The organism is Vibrio crassostreae (assembly GCF_024347415.1).
GTDB classification, from domain to species: Bacteria; Pseudomonadota; Gammaproteobacteria; order Enterobacterales; family Vibrionaceae; genus Vibrio; species Vibrio crassostreae.
Genome location: NZ_AP025476.1, coordinates 1,273,695 through 1,289,069 on the forward strand (window position 1 = coordinate 1,273,695; position 15,375 = coordinate 1,289,069).

The 15,375-nt window shown below is 44.1% G+C and carries 17 protein-coding genes; 8 read left to right on the forward strand and 9 right to left on the reverse strand.

Annotation, left to right across the window (positions count from 1 at the left end):
- The first annotated feature begins 65 nt into the window (after positions 1-65).
- The 3 genes from OC193_RS05920 (at position 66) to OC193_RS05930 (ending at position 2,060) form a co-directional block, all read left to right on the forward strand.
- On the forward strand, positions 66-632 hold the full coding sequence (locus tag OC193_RS05920) for a DNA-3-methyladenine glycosylase I (RefSeq protein WP_048658336.1): 567 nt from the start codon (positions 66-68) through the stop codon (positions 630-632).
- Between the two features lie 109 nt (positions 633-741).
- Entirely contained in the window at positions 742-1,599 is an 858-nt protein-coding gene (locus tag OC193_RS05925; protein WP_048664063.1) for a winged helix-turn-helix domain-containing protein, read from the forward strand.
- Entirely contained in the window at positions 1,590-2,060 is a 471-nt protein-coding gene (locus OC193_RS05930; protein WP_048664061.1) for a hypothetical protein, read from the forward strand. Before OC193_RS05925 ends, OC193_RS05930 begins: the two co-directional genes overlap by 10 nt.
- Positions 2,061-2,171: 111 nt before the next feature.
- Here the strand turns inward: OC193_RS05930 and OC193_RS05935 are convergent, their stop codons facing one another.
- Both OC193_RS05935 and cls read right to left on the reverse strand, forming a co-directional pair.
- Complete coding sequence (locus tag OC193_RS05935; protein WP_048664060.1) at positions 2,172-3,356, reverse strand: cystathionine beta-lyase; 1,185 nt, start codon at positions 3,354-3,356, stop codon at positions 2,172-2,174.
- A gap of 181 nt (positions 3,357-3,537) precedes the next feature.
- A complete protein-coding gene (gene cls, locus OC193_RS05940) occupies positions 3,538-4,992 on the reverse strand; it encodes a cardiolipin synthase (protein ID WP_048658340.1) in 1,455 nt (484 codons plus the stop codon).
- Positions 4,993-5,358: 366 nt separating this feature from the next.
- Here cls and OC193_RS05945 point away from each other — a divergent pair, with 366 nt between their 5' ends.
- The 3 genes from OC193_RS05945 to OC193_RS05955 all read left to right on the forward strand — a co-directional run bounded on the left by OC193_RS05945 (position 5,359) and on the right by OC193_RS05955 (position 8,759).
- Positions 5,359-6,792, forward strand: coding sequence for a sodium-dependent transporter (locus tag OC193_RS05945; protein WP_080967341.1), 1,434 nt, complete (start codon positions 5,359-5,361; stop codon positions 6,790-6,792).
- Positions 6,793-7,098: 306 nt separating this feature from the next.
- Positions 7,099-7,797: a TIGR01621 family pseudouridine synthase gene (locus OC193_RS05950; protein ID WP_048664117.1), complete on the forward strand. Its 699-nt coding sequence runs from the start codon at positions 7,099-7,101 to the stop codon at positions 7,795-7,797.
- Between the two features lie 8 nt (positions 7,798-7,805).
- The gene (locus tag OC193_RS05955; protein ID WP_048664059.1) at positions 7,806-8,759 is read left to right on the forward strand and encodes a class I SAM-dependent methyltransferase; all 954 of its coding nucleotides are present in this window, start codon (positions 7,806-7,808) and stop codon (positions 8,757-8,759) included.
- Between the two features lie 78 nt (positions 8,760-8,837).
- On the opposite strand, the gene OC193_RS05960 is transcribed toward OC193_RS05955, so the two are convergent.
- The 5 genes from OC193_RS05960 to OC193_RS05980 all read right to left on the reverse strand — a co-directional run bounded on the left by OC193_RS05960 (position 8,838) and on the right by OC193_RS05980 (position 13,695).
- Positions 8,838-9,458: a CDP-alcohol phosphatidyltransferase family protein gene (locus tag OC193_RS05960; RefSeq protein ID WP_048664057.1), complete on the reverse strand. Its 621-nt coding sequence runs from the start codon at positions 9,456-9,458 to the stop codon at positions 8,838-8,840.
- Positions 9,448-10,098: an ATP-binding cassette domain-containing protein gene (locus tag OC193_RS05965; protein ID WP_048664055.1), complete on the reverse strand. Its 651-nt coding sequence runs from the start codon at positions 10,096-10,098 to the stop codon at positions 9,448-9,450. Before OC193_RS05965 ends, OC193_RS05960 begins: the two co-directional genes overlap by 11 nt.
- Positions 10,064-11,764, reverse strand: a complete 1,701-nt coding sequence (locus tag OC193_RS05970; RefSeq protein WP_048666376.1) for an ABC transporter permease — start codon at positions 11,762-11,764, stop codon at positions 10,064-10,066. The genes OC193_RS05965 and OC193_RS05970 overlap by 35 nt, the downstream gene beginning before the upstream one ends.
- Before the next feature lie 5 nt (positions 11,765-11,769).
- Entirely contained in the window at positions 11,770-12,936 is a 1,167-nt protein-coding gene (locus OC193_RS05975; RefSeq protein ID WP_048658347.1) for an ABC transporter substrate-binding protein, read from the reverse strand.
- 312 nt (positions 12,937-13,248) lie between these two features.
- Positions 13,249-13,695, reverse strand: a complete 447-nt coding sequence (locus OC193_RS05980) for an META domain-containing protein (RefSeq protein ID WP_048658348.1) — start codon at positions 13,693-13,695, stop codon at positions 13,249-13,251.
- A 191-nt stretch (positions 13,696-13,886) separates the two neighbouring features.
- Here OC193_RS05980 and OC193_RS05985 point away from each other — a divergent pair, with 191 nt between their 5' ends.
- Positions 13,887-14,147, forward strand: a complete 261-nt coding sequence (locus tag OC193_RS05985) for a DUF1289 domain-containing protein (protein ID WP_032545919.1) — start codon at positions 13,887-13,889, stop codon at positions 14,145-14,147.
- A gap of 109 nt (positions 14,148-14,256) precedes the next feature.
- Positions 14,257-14,424 carry a hypothetical protein gene (locus OC193_RS05990; protein ID WP_165901733.1) on the forward strand — a complete coding sequence of 56 codons (168 nt, stop codon included), beginning with the start codon at positions 14,257-14,259 and terminating at the stop codon, positions 14,422-14,424.
- Positions 14,425-14,477: 53 nt separating this feature from the next.
- Here OC193_RS05990 and OC193_RS05995 read toward each other — a convergent pair whose 3' ends face one another.
- Both OC193_RS05995 and OC193_RS06000 read right to left on the reverse strand, forming a co-directional pair.
- Positions 14,478-14,780: a thiamine-binding protein gene (locus OC193_RS05995; protein WP_017065764.1), complete on the reverse strand. Its 303-nt coding sequence runs from the start codon at positions 14,778-14,780 to the stop codon at positions 14,478-14,480.
- A gap of 136 nt (positions 14,781-14,916) precedes the next feature.
- Positions 14,917-15,138 carry a hypothetical protein gene (locus OC193_RS06000; RefSeq protein ID WP_048658349.1) on the reverse strand — a complete coding sequence of 74 codons (222 nt, stop codon included), beginning with the start codon at positions 15,136-15,138 and terminating at the stop codon, positions 14,917-14,919.
- Between the last annotated feature and the right edge of the window lie 237 nt (positions 15,139-15,375).

Sequence of the window (15,375 nt, forward strand, 5' to 3'; positions counted from 1 at the left end):
TTTGAAATAATGCCCCTTTCTGGGGCATTATTTTTATGTACGATTACTAAAAAGAGACCATCGAGATGGAAGCAAATACAGTGGACAGAACATGTGCGTGGGCACTGAAACATGAGCTTGAAAGGGAGTATCACGATGCAGAGTGGGGCGTGCCTGTTTATGATGACCAAGTGTTATTTGAGTTCATTACGTTAGAAGGTGCTCAAGCTGGCCTGAGTTGGATTACGATACTCAAAAAACGCGAAGGCTATCGTGCTGCATTCGATAATTACGAGTTAAACAAGTTAGCTGAGTTGAATGAAGACAACGTGCCGCACATCATTGAAAACTTCGATGTCGTTAAACACAAGGGCAAGATTGCTTCGGTATACAACAATGCGCGAGCTACGCTTGAATTACAGAAAGAGTTCGGCTCTCTTTCAAATGCTTTATGGCAGTTTGTTGATAATGAGGTGATTGTGAATCAATGGACCGAGATGTCTCAAGTTCCCGCTTCTACCGAGCAATCTAAAGCGATGAGTAAGTTTTTGAAGAAGAGAGGCTTTAAGTTTGTAGGGGAAACAATCTGTTACGCGTTCATGCAAGCGACAGGCATGGTTAATGACCATATCGTAGGTTGTCCGCACAAATAAAGGTGTTATTTATCGTCGAAAAATAATTGCGTTAATATAGGGAAATTCACTGGTCATTTATAAACTATTCAATATCATATGCGACCAAATTCAAACCTAGAAGACGATAGTGAAACAACAAAGCTACCAAATCTGTGATGTTAGTTATGATCCCTTGCTTCGGCAGTTTGTGCGTGACGATGGCCACGTACAAACTATCGCGCCGATAGAAGGTAAGGTGTTTCTGTTCTTACTTGAAAATGCTGGTGAGTGTGTTGAACGAGGCCTAATATTTGATAGGTGCTGGGGCAATGTGATTGTCTCAGAGCAAGCGCTCACTAACGTGATATCTAAGATTAGAAAAACGCTATCGCGAGTGACTTGTGGCTGTGCAACGATTCGTACGGTCAGTAAAACGGGTTATTCACTTGTAATCGATGAATCGATAAAACCTAGTAAAACTGAAACTGTGCCTTCTCAAATGACTGCGAAGGCATCTAAATTAAACTCTTCACCTGTCGCTCAAGAAATGTTGGCTGCAACTGAATTAGAACCTTCAGATTCAAAAGGTAATGCGCACTTAATTAAAGCGGGCTACTTAGTCGCATTGATTTGTATCGTCGTAACGGCGTTCAATCTTTTCCAAACCTATTATACGCCACTGCCTTATTTTGTTGATAAAGCCGAATACCCCGACAGCTACATAGATAATGCTAATCACTACTTTTTCCATGTTGCGCACAATGAATCCTATTCGTTGCCTGCGATCACTCAAAAGCTAACGGATGTGATACCTAGCTACTGCAATGTTGATGTTTTTGTTCGTATCTACCCATCAGTAGACCAACCCGAAGATGATGCGCTATACATGTTGATTCAAAGGAAGGATGGTGAAGCTTTGAACTATAGTGCTTCTATTTTCAATATTGAGTCGTCTTTTGATTCGCTTACTCAGTACATGGAAAAGAGGAGTGACTTTTGCGACTAATTGGCTTACTCATTCTTTGTGCGATCGCCGCTTCGAGCTTCTTGTTAGAGCAAAACGTATTAGCAGGCACTCGATGGCACTGTAAAACGATCAAAACGGATTTTTTATCTCAGGCATTCCAACCATATCAAGCACTGTACGAGCGCATAAGCCTTACTTTTCAGTCAGACCATACTTTTAGTATTAGAGAGTTTGTGACGATTACTGAGCAAGACGGTAACGAGAGTACGATGGAAAACCTTTATTCCGGATACTACGGACTTGATGGAAACAATCTGTCGATGAGTATTCTTGATGTGAGAACGGCAACGCCTTTTCATGATCCTATTATTAACAATGATTACAGTGAGTATAAAGGGGTGACGATTGACTACGCGATTGCAGTGAAGGATCAGTCTTTGTATATGTTCAATGAACATCGAATTGAAATATTCAATTGGGCGTGTTTTAACGTTCGTTAACGGCTTATAAAGCACTTTGTGGCAGTATTGGAATTACAGGCTACTGATTCGCTGAATTGAAAAAGGCAGGAATATCCTGCCTTTTTGGTCTGAGTCTGTTAACGATTTTAATTAAACGAACGCGTTGTAACGCTCTAATCCTGCCTCTAGGTCTGCAATCAGATCATCGACATCTTCTAAGCCGATATGAACACGAATCAAAGTCCCTTCGAAGTTCGGATTCGCTACTGTTCTTAGGCTGTTAAAGCTGCTTGGTTCATTCGCTAGAATCAAGCTTTCGAAACCACCCCATGAGTAACCCATACTAAAGTGCGTCATACCATCAAGTAGCGCTGTGGTCGCTTTGGTATTTGAGTTCTTCAGCACGAAAGAGAACAAGCCATTCCCGCCAGTAAAATCTCGTTTAAAGAACTCATGACCAGGACAAGATTCAAGCGCAGGGTGACGAACGTGGTCAACCTCAGGGCGAGTCTCTAACCATTTTGCCACTTTCAAGCTGCTTTCTGCGTGTTGGCGTAGGCGAACATCAAGAGTACGAATACCACGAAGGCCGAGGTAAGCGTCATCTGGCGAAACACATTGCCCCATCAGGTAGCTCTGTTCTCTTAACTGGTCCCAACATTTTTCATTGGCTACCGCAGTCCCTAGCATCACATCAGAGTGACCAACGATGTATTTGGTTGCTGCTTGAATCGAGATATCAACACCGAAATCAAACGGTGAGAAGTTAACACCAGCAGCCCAAGTGTTGTCTAACATAACAATGATGTCATGTTCATGAGCAATACGTGCGAGCGTTGGAATGTCTTGAACTTCCATGGTGACAGAACCCGGAGATTCGGTAAACAGTATCTTAGTGTTTGACTTAATAAGGTCTTGGATGCCTTCACCAAGCGTTGGTTCGTAGTAAGTTGTTTCTACACCCATCTTCTTCATGATGGTGTCACAGAAATCACGCGTCGGTTCGTAACAGGTGTCGACCATCAGAATATGGTCGCCTGTTTCTACAAAAGAGAGAATGGCGTTAGAGATTGCTGCCGTACCACAAGGGTAGAGTGCACAGCCTGCGCCGCCTTCCACTTCCACCATGGCATCTTGGAAGGCGAAATGAGTGTTGGTTCCACGACGTCCGTAAAAAAGTGTTTTGTTAGCGCGGTTAATTGTAGCTTTACGCTTCTCTTCTACTGAGTTGAATACGACAGTTGAAGCGCGCTGTACTGGTGGGTTAACGACGCCATTGGTCCACTTCTTATCACGACCTGCAGTGATCAGCTTAGTGGTTTTGTTCTCGGACATGCTGTGAATTCCTTATCAATCGGTTATCTTCTATTTAAAACATGCCAATAGCCTTCAAAGCAAGAGGGGAGCAGGAGTTTTTACGCTTTTCTTTCGCTTTTTAACCTTTTACTTAATCAATGGTGAAAGGTTAAAAACTTACGGGAGGAAGTGATGAGCCGCAATCGACTCATCATATGTATTACAGAAGAGGGTTGAACAAATAGAACAACCTTTCAAAGAAGCGATTTCGCAAGTTTCTCTGTTCCCACTGTTCTAGTACTACTGGGTGAGATGATTCTATATAAGACTGTTGTAGTTCAGAGAGCTGCTGAGTGAAGTGCACGTCATCTACGGCTAGCGTCACTTCGAAGTTGAGCCATAGGCTGCGCATGTCAATATTGACCGTTCCGATCAAACAAAATTCTTCATCGATCACTACCGATTTGGTGTGAAGAAGCCCACCGTAAAACTCGTAAATCTTAACGCCGGCTTCAAGTAACTCGGTATAGAAAGCGCGCGAAGCCCACTTAACCATTAATGAGTCGTTGTTGTGTGGGATGACCAGTTCTACATTGACACCGCGTTGCGCTGTCATTTTGAGTGTTTCTAATAAATCGGCACTCGGTACAAAGTAGGGTGTTGTGATACGAACAGAATGGTTTGCCTGATTAATCGCAATGGTTAGAACTTGCAGGATCAAATACTCCGGCATGCCTGGACCAGATGGCACGACTTGCACAGGGTGATGCGTCATTACCTCTTCAATCGGACATTCAGGTAAATCAGGAAGGATGCGCTCGCCCGTTTCCACTTCCCAATCCCAACCATGAATTGCCGACAGTACATTAACGGTTGGCCCCGTTACGCGTACCATTACATCAATCCACTGGCCAACACCTGAATTTTGCTTGAAGTGAGCGGGGTCAACCATGTTCATTGAGCCAGTGTAGGCGATGGTTTCATCAATCACGATGATTTTACGGTGTTGTCTTAGATCTAGACGACGTAAGAAAATACGCCAAGGGCTTACTTCCAATGCTTGTACAACTTGCACACCGGCGTCTTTCATCATTAAGCGCCAGTGACTTTTAAAAAAGCGCGGGCTACCTGCAGAATCAAGCAAAACTTTAACATCCACACCACGTTTCGCAGCTCGAATGAGAGCGGAAGCAACCGAATCAGTTAATCCTCCAGGGTGCCAAATATAGAAAACCATCTTAATACTGGTTTGGGCATTTTCTATATCTTCGATAATTGCGTGTAAGATCTCATTGGGAGAAGCTTGCAGTGAAAGTGTGTTTCCGCTGAGTGCAGGAATGCCCATCCGATTGTTACAAAGTTCATCAATCTTGTGGATAGGGGAGCCGACCTTTCCTGGAAGGTGGAGCTGACAATCATCTAGTTTTCGGAACCAATCACCAAATGGAGTAAACATGCGATGTGCGCGCTCAGCCCTCTTTCTACCTAGGTTTAGCTCTCCGAAAAGGAAGTAACAAGCGACACCTACAATTGGGATAATGTAGATAACCATCAACCACGCGAGAGAAACGCTGACAGAGCGTCGTTTTAGTACGACACGGAAAGTCACACCGGCTACAAGTACCCAGTATAAAGCGACAGAAGCTAAAGTTAAAAAATGGTAGAGCTTTTCCACATTGAATACTCGAAAAAAGAGACACTTAGATAGTAATGCTATTTTACGGATATGGGAATTTAAGGAATCAACTATTTACAAATTAGAGCTAAAGCTGTAAACAGGTTATAGTTGTTAAGTTTTGGTTAACTTAAGACGAAAACGATTGTTTTGTATGAAAAGGCGGCATTTAACCATAAAAATTTACATTGGTAACGAAATATATACGGTTCGGGCTTCCAATTTTATTCTTAAACTGGTTTACTTGCTATATACGAGCGTCAATCAAATCTTTTAGGCGTGTAAATTTTTTTATACGCCTTATCTTTTAAAGACGCCACTCAAAGCAAAACACAACATCACATAACACAAAAGTTTGGAGTACACGTGGCTACTAGTAATACAACCACAACACCCCGCGATACCTGGGGTTCGAAGTTAGGATTCGTAATGGCTGCAGCAGGTTCTGCTGTTGGTCTAGGTAACATCTGGAAATTCCCATACACAGCAGGCGAAAGTGGCGGCGGTGCATTCGTTGCAATTTACCTGTTTTTTGTAATCTTCATCGGTTTCAGTGTGATGCTGACTGAATTTGCGATTGGCCGTCATACGCAGAGATCAGCAGTAGGTGCATTTAAATCAACTGACCGTCGCTGGACGTTCGCTGGTGTTATCGGTGTAGTAAGTGGTCTGCTAATCATGGGTTTCTACCCTGTAGTAGGTGGCTGGTCTATCGCATACATCGGTAAAATTGCTGGTGGTCTACTAGACGCACCTGAAGCAATCGGTGACAGCTTTGGTGGCTTTATCTCAAACCCAGTTCAGCCACTTATGTGGATGGGCTTATACCTACTGCTTAACGTTGTCATCGTTATGAAAGGTATTTCTGGCGGTATTGAGAAAGCGGGTAAGATCTTAATGCCACTTCTTTTCATTATCCTTATCGTGGTATCAATCAAAGGCATCATGCTTCCGGGCGCGATGGCTGGTCTTGAATTCCTATTCAGCCCTGACTTCTCTAAAGTAGACAGCGGTGTAATCCTAGCTGCACTAGGTCAAGCATTCTTCTCACTATCTCTTGGTATGGGTTGTATGTTGACTTACGGTTCTTACCTGAAGAAGAAAGAGAACCTAGTTCAAACTACCGCTATGGTTACGGCAATGGATACAGGTGTTGCTATCCTAGCTGGTGTTGCAATGTTCCCAGCAATGTTCGCATTCGGTATGGAGCCTGCAGCGGGTCCTGGTCTGGTATTCGTTGTTGTTCCTCAGCTATTCGCTGAAATGGGCGGCGTAGTGGGTCTTCTATTTGCTCTTATGTTCTTCGTTGGTCTGAGTGTTGCGGCACTGACATCTTCAGTATCTCTACTTGAAGTTGTGGTTTCGTACCTAATCGATGAGAAAGGCATGAAGCGTGTAACAGCTGTACTGTCTGCGAGTGTCGTAATGGCGATTCTATGTATCTTCGCTTCTCTATCACTTGGTGGCTTCGGTCCAACATTGTTCGGTACTGGTGCGTTCGATATCTTCGACTTACTAACTGATAAGATCTTCCTAGCAGTTGGCGGTATGTTGGTATGTATCTTCGCTGGTTGGAGATTAAACCGCGCTGACCTAGAGAAAGAGATCACTAACGACGGTGAAGTATCTTTCCCACTATTCGGTTTATGGTACACACTAGTTAAGTACATCATCCCAGTAGCTATCGCTATCGTTGCGTTTATGGGTATCTCTTCTGGCTTCGACAGCGGTAAAGGTGCAATTATGCTACTAGGTATTGGTATCATTGCTGGCTCTGCGGTAATCTCTAAGAAGCTATAGTTCTTAGAAACCATAATTCTTAGAAGCTACAATCGCGAGCTAAAGTAAATTAAGAAACGGGGGTCATTGGCTTCCGTTTTTTTATCGCTGAAATTTGATTTTCGACGAAAAATAAAATCTTGCATAGGGCGAGTTGCTTTGTGCGAATTACTTAAATCTAATCGAGCAAATACTAGGCACTAACTGGTACAGGTTGAAAAGAAGCCCAATGATTCAATGTTTATTGAGTTAGTTGGGCTTTTTCGTAGCTGGAATCTGGGTTCAGACACGGTATACTCCACGCTCTACAATGGAGCTAGCTTTTACATGTTCGACATTCTTCTGAACCATTCAGATTTTTTACTCATTAATAAGCACCCTGGAGTCAGCGTCCACAAAGACGATGGTGACACCATGCTGCTACAAGAAGTCGCTAATGCGCTTAATGAGCCGAAGTTATATCTCGTTCACCGCCTCGATAAAATGACCTCAGGTATTCTACTGTTAGCAAAGAATGCCTCGGCAGCGAGTGAGCTTTCACAGCTGTTCGCAAAGCGTGAAGTCGAGAAGTACTACCTTGCGATTGGTTCGAAGAAGCCAAAGAAAAAGCAGGGGTTGATCTCAGGTGATATGGAGCGTTCACGACGTTCAAGCTGGAAACTACTGACAAGCAAAGAAAACCCAGCGATTACCCAGTTTTTGTCTGCAACCGCTGAACCCGGTGAGCGTCTACTTTTGTGTAAACCCTATACGGGGCGTACACACCAGATCCGTGTTGCGATGAAGTCGATCGGCTCAGCCATTGTTGGTGACCCTATTTATAATCCATCGAGTGAGGCTGACAGAGGATATCTGCATGCATTCGCGATTCGATTTACCTATCAATCACAAGCCTACGAATATGTCTGTGACCCAAGGAACCTAGATTCCTTAGGTGAGAAGTGGCATCAAGAGACCGTGTCTGCTGGTTTAGACAGTTGGCTTGAACCTTGGTCATTAACTTGGCCGAAGCTAAATACTAAGTGAGTGAAATAATGGAAGCATCAGCTTTACCTCTGTTTTTTAGTCATATTGAACAGCAACTTAATGAAGTGCCGAATGAACTACGCCGTATTTTTCACGGTCGCGGTAAGTTTTGGCCAGGTCTAGATCAACTGACATGTGATTGGGTTGATGGGCAGCTACTGGTTAACGTATTCAAAGAAGTAGACGACGAATTCTTGTCATCTCTCAAAGCTGGATTGGTTGAACTCACCAACAAAGATATCTGGCAAGCAAAGCAGGGCACAAGTATTGTTCTGCAACACCGTTATGCCGATGGCGCGCCGTCTGAGGTTCTCTGGGGTGAGTTGAATGACTCTCCGGTTGTGGTTGAGCACGGTCTTAAGTATCAATTAGACATTGGCCGTAATCAGAACTTCGGTTTGTTCTTAGACATGCGTAATGGTCGCCAATGGGTACAAGATAATGCTAAGGATAAGAACGTTCTTAACCTGTTCGCATACACTTGTGGCTTCTCAGTAGCGGCTATCGCTGGTGGTGCTCGTCAATGCATGAACGTGGACATGTCTCGTGGCTCGCTAAACAAAGGCCGCGATAATCACCGTCTGAACGATCACGATATGCGCTCGGTTAACTTCCTTGGCTACGATATCTTTAAGTCGTGGGGGAAAATCAAGAAGGGCGGCCCTTACGAGTTGGTTATCATCGATCCACCTTCGTTCCAAAAAGGCAGCTTTGCTCTAACTAAAGATTATAAAAAAATCTTACGCCGTTTGCCTGAGCTTCTAACAGAAGGTGGTGAAGTGATTGCCTGTGTGAATTCACCTGCTGTATCACCAAACTTCCTGATTGAGACGATGGTAGAAGAAGCACCAAGCGTTGAGTTTATTGAACGCCTAGACAACCCGCCTGAGTTTGTCGATGTCGACCTTGATTCGAGCCTCAAAGTTCTGAGGTTTAAGATAGGCGCTTCTGCTGACGCTTAATTGATTCTAAACATCAGTTAGAAAAAACGCCGCTCATATTGAGCGGCGTTTTTGTATCTTGTTTTTGCCGTTAGATCACTAGCTCTCTTGCTGAGTCTTAAGAGTTTGGAACCCAAAATAGATACGCATAAATGTAGTCAGCCAACACGCTGCGCCAAAGGTATAGGCGATAACAGCAAAGTGTTGTGGCCAAATACAAAAGGCAATGAAACAGGCGATGGTCTCTGTGCCTTCAGTTAATCCAGACATGTAGTAGAGCGACTTGTGCTTATAAACGGGGTTCTCGATACCTCGCTTGCCCGCCATTACCGCAAACGCTAAAAAGCTACTGCCTGTGCCGATAAAAGAGAAGATCAAAAATGCACCGGCAATGGCGTTGTGTTCTGAATTGGCAATTACAAATCCAAAAGGGATCAACGAGTAGAATAGGAAATCTAGGCTGATATCGAGGAAGCCACCAGCATCACTGATGCCTTGGATTCGAGCCAAAGCGCCATCAAGTCCGTCGCAAACCCTGTTAAATACAATAAACCCCAATGCCAATTCGTATTGCTGAAATGCTAATGCTGGAAATGCTAAACACCCAACCAGAAATCCGAATAACGTGGTTTGATTGGCTGTGATACCCAATTGGTTCAGTAACTTAGCCGACTGATTCAATGGCCATTTAATGACCTTAATGGAGTACTTATCCAGCATTGTGACTTCTCCATGGCCAAGACAGTACTTCTGCCCCTTGAGGCACATCGGCTTCGTCGTGCGTGACCATTAACGTCGGGATATTAGCTTTGGTCAATTGTTCAAACACCCAATCGCGAAATTGTGCTCTTAATTCTTGGTCTAACTTACTGAACGGTTCGTCGAGTAGGGCGAGTTTCGGCTTGGCTAGTAACATACGAGTTAAGCTTATTCTTGCGCGTTGACCACCAGATATTTGATCAGGAAAAGACTCTGCCAAGTGAGTCAGCTCTATGTCTTTTAGTGCAGCCATGGCTTGCTGTTGACGAGCGGAACCCTTAACCGAATTAGGTAATGAAAAGGCTAAGTTCTCCCATACTTTTAGGTGCGGAAACAACAAGTCATCTTGAAACAAAATGCCGACTTCACGCTGATGTGAAGGCAGGTCATCTAGCTGAATATCGTGCAACACAACGCTGCCAGAATACGAAAACTCTTCACTTAAGTGACCAGCAATCGCATCCAGTAAGGTCGACTTTCCGCAGCCACTCGGCCCCATTAAAGCCAGTATTTGGCCAGATTCTAATGTTACGTTTAGCGCTGAGAACAGCGAATCCCCATCGGTTTTACGGATGGCGAGGTCGTTGAGGTACAGACTCATTACTTAGGAAACCTTTAAAAGTAAGACGGCGATATCTAAGTTGAAGTCGGCTGACCAATATCGCTAAAGAGAAAAAGAACAGAGGCAATAAGGCCTGCCAAATGGCATAGATTGCTGTCACCCTGCGGTCGAAACCACTGGTTAGGGCAACCGCTTCTGTGGTGATGGTGCTAATACGGCCCGCACCTAGCATCAATGTTGGAAGGTACTGGGCCAAACTCACACTGATCCCGACCGCCCAAGCAAAGGTAATAGCAGGAAGCAAGATTGGCAGTTTGATTGAATACCAACTCTGAAATGGCGATTTACCCAGGCTAAGCGAGGCTTTAATCAACCCATCGTTAAAGCTTTTCCATGGGCCGTCCAAAGAGAGATATACAAACGGGAAAGCAAAGAAAACATGCGCCCAAATCACCCAGAACTCATAGGCACTACTGCCAACGTAGAGGGTCGTGACTTGCATACCAAACAACACCGAGAGTTGAGGTATCAACATCGGAATGGCGATAATGAAGCCCGGAACTTGCCACTTGTATTTGATTCTGTATTCGTGAGCAACCAGCGCAAGCAACAAAGCGACTGAAGCGGCAATCAAACCAATCCACGAGCTTTGTCCGACGGTACTCATGATGCCATCCCACTCAAACTCCCAGAAACGCATGCTATATCGGCTAGGGAGTAGGTCTGGGAAACGCCAACGTTGGGCAACACTCCAAATCACCATCAATGGAATGATAAGCAGTGATAACGCAGCAAGCACAGTAAACACGGTTTTCCCAGGAAGGTTCGCGCCTGTTCTGCCTGAATATTGCCAAATTCGAAAGTATTTAAGGATCGCCCATTCAACGAAACGTGCTAAGGCGATGATTAACGACGCTAAACCAAATAGAACAATAGCTCCGGCTGCTGCTCGCGGCAGTAGGTTAAGATCTGGATCGTTAAACCATTGCCATACTAATACCGCAAAGGTTGGCGGGTTTGTCGGGCCAATGATCAAAGCAATATCGACAACCGAGACACTGTAAGCGAGTACCGCCAGCATTGGGAAGCGAAGCTTAGTAAACCATTGTGGGAAAATACATTTCCACCAAATCTGAGCACGGCTATAACCCAGAGATGCACTGACCTTAGTGATACGTTCTACATCAATTTGCTGCAGTATCGAAATGCTCATCAGCAACAAGAAAGGTACTTCTTTGAGTGCGAGCATAATGATCAAGCCGAACGCGTATGGGTCTTTCACCAATAACGCCAATTCTGAGCTCGTCGCCGATTCGCCAAGCAAGTGATGCACGGCTCTGGCTCCAAGCCCTGTCGGGCTGAATAGGAAAGCAAAGCCGATAGCGAAAGCCACATGCGGAATAGCAAGCATTGGCGATAGCGTTAACTCTATCTTTCTCCAAAACTTGTTTCCCCAAGAGGCTTGAAGAATACAAAAGGTTAGGAAGCAGGCTATATAGCTACTTGCAATCGCTGAACCTAGGCTCAAGCCAATAGAGTGCCAAGCTCCTTCCCATTGAAAGACTTGGCTAAAACCGTTGAGTGTTGGTTCCTCTAAACCTAGGGGCGGGATGAAACTCAGTGACGAAGCCACGACTCCCGCCACCCCAGGAATGGTTGGGATAATGCACACAGCTATAACAACAAAATATAGAGCGCGTAGCATAAAGATTAGTTACCGTATCGCTTCAGCCACTCTTTCTCGAGCGCGTTTTGCCAGCTAGGGTGTGGTTCATCAACCGATTTAAATTGTTGGGTGTTTTTAGCACTGCCAGTGAGGTACTTGCTGCTCAGTACCGAAGGGTCGCCCCAAACATTGAGGTCACCTTTACGAGATTGCGCTTCTGGGCTCAGCAAGAAGTTAATGGTCACTTGAGCTCCTGCGGTTGCATTGGCATTCCAAGGAATAGCAAGGAAGTGAATGTTAGATAAAGCGCCGCTTTCTAGAGCATAGGCCTTAGTGGTTTCGGCTAGGCGACCACTTGCTTGTGCTGAATAAACAGAGTTTGGGTTGAACGTAATCGCGAGATCGAGCTGTCCATCATCCAAAAGTTGGATACTTTCTGATGTGCCTGCTGGGAATTGTTTGCCACCGCGCCACGCTACTTTATGGAATTTATCTAAGTAAGCCCATAGTGGTGCTGTAACTTCTTGGAAGTTGTCTTCTGAAACAGGCTTAGCGAGTTCTGGGCTGTTGTTGGTTAGTTCAATCAGTAGAGACTTAATGAAGCTCGTACCATGAAACTCTGGTGGTCGAGGGTAGCTTAATCGGTTCGGGAAAGCTTGAGCGTAGCTCAACATCTCTGAGAATGATTGTGGCGGGTTGTTTAGTGTCTCTTGGTCATGAATAAACACCAATTGTCCAACGCCCCAAGGTGCTTCAAGGCCTTCTGTTGGTTCAGAGAAGTCGACATCAATCGGCAGAGACTTATCGACATATTGCCAGTTTGGAAGTGATTCAGTGAATGGCCCAAACAACAGCTCGTTGTCTTTCATCGAACGGAAGTTTTCGCCATTGATCCAAACGATATCAACACTGCCTTCACTGTTCTTGCCTGCCGCTTTTTCTGCGAGCAGTCGAGTGGTGGTTTCCGCAATATCGGTTACTTTCACATGCTTCAACGTGACACCATAGTCACTTTGTAATTTCTTGCCTGCCCATTGTAGGTAGCGGTTGATCTCTTGGCTTCCGCCCCAAGCGTGAAAGTAGACAGTTTCTCCCTCTGCCTGCTGTTCTATTTGGTTCCAACTCTCTGTGGATGTTGCTTCATCAGCATAAATGGTTGCGCTGTATGCAACGGTTGCCATGATTCCTAACGTACTTACTATCTTGTTCATAAACTTTTCCATTTGGTAGTGAACGGGCAAGAGCATTGTGTTTTCGAACTCCCTAATAGTTATTCTATCTGTTTCTGAAATAAATTCTAATTCAACAGTAAATTCAATCAATTACTAGGAGCCTCTGCCATCCTAGCTACAGACCGTTAAAGCGGTGAATTAATTGCACCTAAATGAGGTTTTTTTGATATTTATTGGAGGTTGGTACGAAAAGAAGGTGAGAAGTAGCGTTTTTAATGATTAGGTTTTGAGCAAGCAATAAAAAAGGAGCCGTGAAGGCTCCTTAAATCAATATCTGGTGTCGATGATGGGTTAGTTTACCCAGTCACGAATTGTGTACGTTAGTGTGTGTACATCGTTTTTCAGTACTAGCGTATCGTTTGTTAGCGTTACGTCGCTCCACTCGCTCAGAGTAGCTGAAACCGATTGTTCGATTTCCATCGCTGAGCCCTGACACATTTTCATTGTCATGCCCATTTGTTTGATACGGAATTGACCGTCTTTCAGCTCACCTTGACCGAAGAAGTTGTTACAACCAGCCATGCCGTTTGCAGTCATCTTTTCGCCGATCTCTAGACGAGGAGCTGCTTGGTCTTCGCTTTTCACAATGTCCTTGCCATCAATTTGCGCAAGTTCCCAATTATGGTGCTGTAGATCGGTTGGTGTTACTTGCGTCGCGTTGTCACCTGTTGTTGTGCATGCTGCTAACATCATAGGTAAAGCGGCTACTGCTAGTAATTTTTTTGAACTAAACTTCATATTATAAGGCTCCAAAGGAAAGAACGAAGTTACCGAATAAGTGTAACTTGATGGGTTCAAAGTATAGTTTACAAAACACTATATGTGTCAGTATAAGGTCATAGTTTAGTATGGATTTCATGAGCTAGGCGACAAATTAATCGCTTATTTTTGAGATAGTAAGCGTAATTTTGAATGTGTAAGGAGGCACGGTGGAGCAGTTAGAGTTTTTCCAAGTTCCAAGCCCTTGCGTTGGGGTTTGTTCAAGCGATGACAAAGGCTATTGCAATGGTTGTATGCGCAAAAGAGAAGAGCGCTTCAATTGGATGTCGATGACACCGTCAGAACAATTGCACGTGATAAAGCTGTGTCGTCAGCGCTATAGAAGAAAAATAATGAAACAAAAAAACTTGGTTGGTAAGTCGGTCGACGAAGAGGGAAATACAAGTCCCCAGAGAGATCTTTTCGGCTAAAGAGGAAGTATTAAGATTTTATTTAACTCCGAAGTAACTATTACTTTACATAATGGTTGGGGTGTAATATTAAGATAGGTACCTTTGTACCTGAAGGAGTGGTGTCGGTATGAATAAAAAGAACTTAAAACTCAAAAAAGAGCCTGTCAAAGCACTGGATCGTAAACCGATCGGGGCGAAAGATGACCCTGAAGAGACTCCGCGAGATTGGCATTCGATGTCAGAAGAAGAACGAATGGAAATCCTATCTCACCTTTCAGACATGCCTTTTCAATAACACCACTGTTTCTTCAGCGTCTTTCTTAAAGCTCAGTTTTCACAAAAATGTGATTAAACAAACATGTGATTCGCTTTCGTTACACCACGATGGTACGTGCAAAATGTATCATCGGCCTCGGTGGTTTTACTGTGAATCTTAATGTTTGTGATCACTTCTACAGCCCCTGCATCGTAGCAAGCTTGTTCTGCTTTTTTAACGATATCGAGTAATTGGTTGAGTTCACCTTTCATCGTGGTTTCCATCGCACCGACTTGGAAAGGCACATCAGCAGCTTTCACAACTTCAATGGCTTTATCAACCACTTCGAAGTTGTTGCCTTCTTTAACGCGAGGTATCACTTGGAAGGCAACCATCACTTCTTTTTCTCTTTTTAACTCAGACACTTTCTGCTTACTCTAGGATAGGGAATTGTTGCAGATGATAGGTTAATGCGGAGATAAATTCTACAGCGGTTAAGCTGGCAGCTTATTAGCTTATTAGCTCATTTGACTACTTGCTACCCCAGTGGTCGCTAACCCAACCACCTATGTGCTCATCAAAATGGCTGCCACTGAATCTCTGATTACGTTCAACCGAAGTATCGCAGTCATCTTTGTTATCTATTAGGGTTTGTATGTAGTTTGCCATCGGGTCATTGCAACGTTGACGATCTCGGCGGGTTGCCACTTCCTTAATCAGTTGTAATCGATATGTAGAGCTAGCACGTTTCATTTCAATGACCTCCTGTTTTAGACACTAATAGAAAAATCTAGTTGCCAGATATAGGGGCGTCAACGTGATTTGAGAGTATTTTTTTTGAGCAACCAAGAATCAATACGTTGGCATCATAATTCACAAAAGTGTCATTTAAGTTGGCGTGTTGAGAGCAGTTTTTGGGTGTAATTTTATGTTTGATTGCATATAAAAAAAGCCCAGTAAAAACTGAGCTAATTATTCTATTTCTGGTTA

What these genes read in the sequence shown, in the direction of transcription:
- OC193_RS05960 (WP_048664057.1), bottom strand. Translation starts at nt 9,458, where the DNA reads ATGCTGGATAAGTACTCCATTAAGGTCATTAAATGGCCATTGAATCAG.
- OC193_RS05935 (WP_048664060.1), bottom strand. Translation starts at nt 3,356, where the DNA reads ATGTCCGAGAACAAAACCACTAAGCTGATCACTGCAGGTCGTGATAAG.
- OC193_RS05955 (WP_048664059.1), top strand. Translation starts at nt 7,806, where the DNA reads ATGGAAGCATCAGCTTTACCTCTGTTTTTTAGTCATATTGAACAGCAA.
- OC193_RS05995 (WP_017065764.1), bottom strand. Translation starts at nt 14,780, where the DNA reads ATGGTTGCCTTCCAAGTGATACCTCGCGTTAAAGAAGGCAACAACTTC.
- OC193_RS05970 (WP_048666376.1), bottom strand. Translation starts at nt 11,764, where the DNA reads ATGCTACGCGCTCTATATTTTGTTGTTATAGCTGTGTGCATTATCCCA.
- OC193_RS05950 (WP_048664117.1), top strand. Translation starts at nt 7,099, where the DNA reads ATGTTCGACATTCTTCTGAACCATTCAGATTTTTTACTCATTAATAAG.
- OC193_RS05990 (WP_165901733.1), top strand. Translation starts at nt 14,257, where the DNA reads ATGAATAAAAAGAACTTAAAACTCAAAAAAGAGCCTGTCAAAGCACTG.
- OC193_RS05965 (WP_048664055.1), bottom strand. Translation starts at nt 10,098, where the DNA reads ATGAGTCTGTACCTCAACGACCTCGCCATCCGTAAAACCGATGGGGAT.
- OC193_RS06000 (WP_048658349.1), bottom strand. Translation starts at nt 15,138, where the DNA reads ATGAAACGTGCTAGCTCTACATATCGATTACAACTGATTAAGGAAGTG.
- OC193_RS05980 (WP_048658348.1), bottom strand. Translation starts at nt 13,695, where the DNA reads ATGAAGTTTAGTTCAAAAAAATTACTAGCAGTAGCCGCTTTACCTATG.
- OC193_RS05920 (WP_048658336.1), top strand. Translation starts at nt 66, where the DNA reads ATGGAAGCAAATACAGTGGACAGAACATGTGCGTGGGCACTGAAACAT.
- OC193_RS05975 (WP_048658347.1), bottom strand. Translation starts at nt 12,936, where the DNA reads ATGAACAAGATAGTAAGTACGTTAGGAATCATGGCAACCGTTGCATAC.